Source organism: Brochothrix sp. (genome assembly GCF_017549435.1).
Taxonomy (GTDB): domain Bacteria; phylum Bacillota; class Bacilli; order Lactobacillales; family Listeriaceae; genus Brochothrix; species Brochothrix thermosphacta.
Genome location: NZ_JAFYUW010000162.1, coordinates 1 through 5,654 on the forward strand (window position 1 = coordinate 1; position 5,654 = coordinate 5,654).

5 protein-coding genes and 1 pseudogene are annotated in these 5,654 nt (G+C 37.6%); 3 read left to right on the forward strand and 3 right to left on the reverse strand.

Annotation, left to right across the window (positions count from 1 at the left end):
* Positions 1-205: 205 nt before the first annotated feature.
* Both IKV95_RS11285 and IKV95_RS10490 read right to left on the reverse strand, forming a co-directional pair.
* Positions 206-322 (reverse strand): annotated as a pseudogene (locus tag IKV95_RS11285) (FosX/FosE/FosI family fosfomycin resistance thiol transferase); the annotation flags it as partial.
* A gap of 224 nt (positions 323-546) precedes the next feature.
* A complete protein-coding gene (locus IKV95_RS10490; protein ID WP_287451798.1) occupies positions 547-1,269 on the reverse strand; it encodes an SDR family oxidoreductase in 723 nt (240 codons plus the stop codon).
* A gap of 115 nt (positions 1,270-1,384) precedes the next feature.
* On the opposite strand from IKV95_RS10490, the gene IKV95_RS10495 reads away from it, so the two are divergent.
* Complete coding sequence (locus IKV95_RS10495) at positions 1,385-1,720, forward strand: winged helix-turn-helix transcriptional regulator (protein WP_069125485.1); 336 nt, start codon at positions 1,385-1,387, stop codon at positions 1,718-1,720.
* A gap of 94 nt (positions 1,721-1,814) precedes the next feature.
* The gene (locus IKV95_RS10500) at positions 1,815-2,987 is read left to right on the forward strand and encodes an iron-containing alcohol dehydrogenase (RefSeq protein ID WP_029092072.1); all 1,173 of its coding nucleotides are present in this window, start codon (positions 1,815-1,817) and stop codon (positions 2,985-2,987) included.
* 88 nt (positions 2,988-3,075) lie between these two features.
* On the opposite strand, the gene IKV95_RS10505 is transcribed toward IKV95_RS10500, so the two are convergent.
* Positions 3,076-3,678, reverse strand: coding sequence for a ribonuclease H1 domain-containing protein (locus IKV95_RS10505; protein WP_069120568.1), 603 nt, complete (start codon positions 3,676-3,678; stop codon positions 3,076-3,078).
* A gap of 260 nt (positions 3,679-3,938) precedes the next feature.
* Between IKV95_RS10505 and IKV95_RS10510 the strand changes: the two genes are divergently transcribed.
* Positions 3,939-5,654 (forward strand): ABC transporter ATP-binding protein, encoded by a 1,716-nt coding sequence (locus tag IKV95_RS10510; protein WP_069136017.1) that lies wholly within the window; start codon positions 3,939-3,941, stop codon positions 5,652-5,654.

The window sequence follows — 5,654 nt, forward strand, 5'->3', positions numbered from 1 at the left end:
ACACAATCACAATAATTACAATGCAATTGTTGATTTTGCTCATGGTACCCCTGTTTAAGCTCATTAAGGCTTAATTCCAATAAATTCATACCCTCAACTCCTCACACTATTATTATATAACGTTTACTAAAATTGTCAACACATTGATATTGTTTATTATTTTAACAAACAAAAACACCACGGTAAATACCCTGATGTTTTTGTCTTATAAATTATCGCTATAGCCTGCTATACGCTCTTCAATTGTACCTGTATGTAGTTCGAATAAATGGTTATCATAATCATAAAGATAAAATGATTGTGCCTCCGATTGTATCCTTAATAAAACTTTTGTACTATTTAAAGTTTGTTAAAGAGCTAAATAAATGGTTAAATAACAATAATAGTATACCAAATACACCTAATGAGGACAATTAGAGGCAAACTTTGAGCTAAAACAAAAAAACAACAATTATCGGGGATGATAATCGTTGTTTTAAAGTATTTAAGGAATGTTACTTTCGTAAAGTGAATCAATTCACTACGATAATAGTACTCAATTCTTAACTAGCTGCCTTGTTTCGTCGCAGCAATCACCAGCTCGCGAATGCTGACTTCTTGTGGTAAGTCGTACATAAACTTCACAGAGTTAGCCACGTGTTTTGGATCAAGCGAAATGCCACCCATTGTTTCTTTCCATTCATTGTAACCTTCTTTGATGTCGTTATCTGTTGTGTGTTGTAACAACTCGGTTTCAGCTGCCCCAGGAGCCACAAGCATCACACGCACGTTTGTAGCACTGACTTCTTCACGAATCGTTTCAGTCAAAGCATGCACACCATATTTAGTCGCTGAATAGGCTGCGTGATTACCAAATGTTTTTTTACCTGCGATGGATGAGACGTTAATAATTGAGCCTTCATTACGCGCCATCATATCTGCTAATACAATTTTGCTCCCATTTAAAACACCTTGTACATTGACATTAAGCATCGTTTGCCATTCAGCAGGATCTTGTGTCCAAATATTACCTAATAACATTAACCCCGCATTATTAACGAGTAAATCAACTTTACCGTAGATAGATTCAGCTTCATGAATCGCTGTTTCAAATGCTTTGTAATCCGTCACATCTACTTCTTTAACGAGTGTATTTGGAAGATTTAATGCTAACATGGGGGCTGTACGCCTAGCTAATAATAACAAAGGATGTCCTGCGGCACTAAAATGGAGCGCCATTTCTTTTCCAAAACCACTGCTGGCACCTGTAATTACGATTAATTTTTTCATGACCGTTCCTTCTCTCTTTTATATGATACTATTAGTATAGAACAAACTAGCAATAATACTAGTACGCACATTTAGGTCAGTCAGTTACCTTGAGGTAAGTAAGGAGCGATTTATCATGTATTTAAATGAATTTGATGCCACTATGAAGCACATTCAAGGCAAATGGAAAATTATGATTATGTATGAATTATATGAAAGAAAAGTTGTACGGTTTAATGAATTACAACGGTACATTGCTTCAATATCACCTAAAACCTTAACGAATCAATTGAAAGAAATGGAAAAAGACGGCCTCATTAAACGTGTCGTTTATCCTGTTGTTCCCCCACATGTCGAGTATTCATTAACACCCAAAGGCGACTCACTGATTCCGGTTTTAAATGTCATTTGTAATTGGGGATTAAGCGTTATTCCTAGCGATCAATTGCAACGCACCTTATGCGATGAATAACACCGAGCATTCAACTTGGTGATTAAAAAAAGCTGTGTTATACTTTCACTGTTTCAGAAAGACAAACTAAAAAAGAAAGCGTGGCGTTGTTAGTATGATACAACCATTTGATTTTTATAACCCTACCCATATCGTGTTTGGACCTGAGCGTTTAAATGAATTGGATTCATTAATCCCACAGGAAGCACGTGTTTTAATTTTATTCGGTGGCGAGTCTGCTCGTCGTTTTGGAACAATTGATAAAGTCCGTGAAGGATTAGGCAAACGTACTGTTTTGGAATTTGCCGGTGTTGAAGCTAACCCTACCTATGAAACGCTGATGAAAGCTGTCGCTGTTGTGAAAGACGAAAAAATCGATTTCTTATTAGCTGTCGGTGGTGGTTCTGTTATTGATGGGACTAAATTTGTTGCTGCTGCAGCGGAATTTGATGGCGATCCTATTGATATGTTTGGTGGCGGTATTGGTAAACAATTACCCATCCATTCAGCATTACCATTCGGTAGCGTTTTAACGCTTCCTGCCACTGCCTCAGAAATGAACGCAGGTAGTGTCATTACTTTCGTTGAAAAAGGTGCTAAATTAGGTTTTGGGAGTGCACATACCTTCCCTAAATTCTCTTTCTTAGATCCAACTTTGACTTATACTTTACCAAAACGTCAATTAGCCAATGGGATTGTTGATGCCTTTGTTCATATCTTTGAGCAATACATGACTTACGATGCTGGCGCTCTTGTCACTGATCGTTTTTCTGAAGGTTTGTTACAAACATTAATTGAAATTGGACCCCGTGTTGTGAATGATTCAGAACCCGACTACAATGATCGTGCCAACTTTATGTGGGCAGCAACAAACGCATTAAATGGCGTTTTACGTCCAGGCGTGCCACAAGATTGGGCAACACATATGATCGGGCATGAAATTACCAACCTCTTCCATATTGACCATGCACGTACATTAGCTGCTATTTTACCAGCAATGCTAACTGTCCGCAAAACACAAAAACAATCAAAATTATTACAATACGGCGAGCGTGTTTGGGGTATCACAACAGGAACTGACGACGAACGAATCACTGCTGCTATCGACAAAACAGCTGCTTTCCTTGAGTCATTAGAAGTTCCTACATCGCTTAGCGCGTATGACCTAACTGCTAAAGATGTTGATGCCCTTGTGGCAAACTTGATTGCACATGATCAAGTGAAATTATCAGAACATGGTGATTTAACACCTGAGATTAGTCGTGAAATATTGTTAGCAAGCCTTTAATTAAACAGCTCACTCTATTTTTATCTCATCAAAAAAAGCGATTCAGCACTGTGCTGGATCGCTTTTTCTTTGGTGAAATATAACTTATCTAGCCAAACAAAGCTTGCTTAGCGATTTGATCGACCATTTCATTGTATTCTACACCTGTATGCGCTGCAACTTTATGGAAAGTAATCTTAATATTATTGATTGAACTGACATATTCGCGATAACCTTTTGTTAGGTCATTATTTGTTTTCCATTCGCCTTTAGCCCAGTGCTCAATGCCGGTATAATCATAATAAATACCGACATCTTTGCCTAATTCTGACGCGTATTCAATCGCCCGTTTTGCACCATAAACTTCCCCTGCAACGTTACGCATCGGTGAAAATTCATTTTTAAATTTGCGACCTTCTTGATGGATGACTTTATCATTATCAATAATCACCATACCGTATGAAAATTCTTCCGTGTTTTTGTTGTAACTACCATCGACGTATGCCACTAATTCACCTGGATTATAAGCCACAATGTGTGCTGGTTGTGCACTATTAATCCCTTGAACAAAGTCTTCAGCCTCTTTTTTTGTGGGGAAACTTTTGTATATCGCTCCAGAGTATCCTTTAGTTAACGCTTGGCATTCCGCCCATGTATTAACAATTCCCACTCGATGGCCTTTCTTGATTGCATAAAATTTTTGTTTTGCCATTCTATCGCCTCACTCTCTCTTTTCTATCTTACCTTAAAATTATCCACTTTGCCATCTTGCAATTACCTCTCAGAAGAACTATTATAGAGAGAGTATTCTCAATTAGAAATCTCACTAAAAAACCACTCACCTGTAATTAATACCTTTATTAATCATGTTATTACAGTGTTTTCAATTTATAAACATACGGTTTTTCTACCACGCTTCTCCGAGATATTCTCAATTAGAAAAAATTCAACTGAAATGGGGATAGTCTACATATGATTAAAAATTTTATAGGGTATTATCGACCCTATCGTAAGTTATTTATTTTAGATTTTACCTGTGCTGTTTTTGCTGCACTGTTAGAATTAGCTTTTCCACTTGCAGTCAATCGTGTGATTGATACATTGTTGCCTTCGCAAAATTGGACAATGATTGTCACAGCAGTTGTCGCATTGTTTGCCTTTTATATCATTAATAGTTTCATGCAATACATTGTAACTTTTTGGGGGCATATTTTGGGCTTAAATATCGAATCAGATATGCGTCGTGACTTGTATGAACACTTGCAAACACAATCATTTGATTATTATGATAATCAACGCACAGGTAAATTAATGTCACGCATGACGAATGATTTATTTGAAATTGGTGAAGTCGCACATCATGGTCCTGAAGATGTGTTCATTGCGATCATGACAATTATCGGTACTTTCCTTATTATGATGCGTATTCACGTTGAATTAGCGGTTGCCACTGTTATTTTAGTACCGCTTATTGCCTTCTTGATTGTTTATTTCAACAAGCGTATGACAGGTGTAAACTCAAAGATTTTCAAGTCACTCGCCAATTTTAACGCCGGTCTTGAAAATGCAATTGGTGGTATTCGTGTGGTAAAAGCTTTTGCTAATGAAGATTATGAGCGAAAACGTTTTGGCGTCATCAATGATGGCTATAAATATGCTAAAACAGCATTTTATCGCACCATGGCAAAAAGTTCTTCCATTAACTACCTTTTAATTCGTCTAATGACACTCTTCACACTCTTAATGGGGTCTTATTACAGCATTAACGGAGCAATGACTAACGGTGAGTTTGTTGCATTTATCTTGCTCGCTAATGTATTGGTACGCCCCATTGAAAAAATCAACGCCGTGATTGAAAGTTACCCTAAAGGGATAGCGGGTTTCAAACGTTTTACAGAAACAATGAACCAAGCGCCAACGATTGTTGATGCTGAAGATGCGATTGAAGCACCTGCGTTAACTGGCAATATTGTTTACGATCATGTAACGTTTGGTTATGAAGGCTCGAAAACAGTGCTGAATAATATCGACTTAACGATTAAAAATGGTGAGACAATTGCATTTGTTGGCCCTTCTGGCGCAGGTAAAACAACACTTTGTAGTTTATTGCCACGCTTTTACGATGTGAAAGAGGGAGCCATTCGTGTGGATGATATCGATATTCGTAAGATGACACTCCATTCTTTACGTAAAAACATTGGGATTGTGCAACAAGATGTGTACCTTTTTTCTGGTACGGTTCGTGAAAATATTGCTTATGGACGTTTGGATGCAACGGATGATGAAATCTGGCATGTTGCTCGTCTCGCGAATCTTGAAGAAGTCATTAACAATATGACAGATGGCATTGATACGATTATTGGTGAACGTGGTGTTAAATTATCAGGCGGTCAAAAACAACGCCTTGCTATCGCCCGTATGTTCCTTAAAAACCCACCTATTTTAATTTTAGATGAAGCAACGTCTGCTTTGGATACAGAAACCGAACGTATCATTCAAACATCATTGGACAAATTAACAGAAGGTCGTACAACACTTATTATTGCTCATCGTTTAGCAACAATTCGTAATGCCGATCGCATTATTGTTATTAACGAAAGCGGGATTGCAGAACAAGGCACGCATGAACAATTAATTGCTAATGCTGGCCCGTATAAAGCGCTACATGATGCACAATTCCGTGATTAA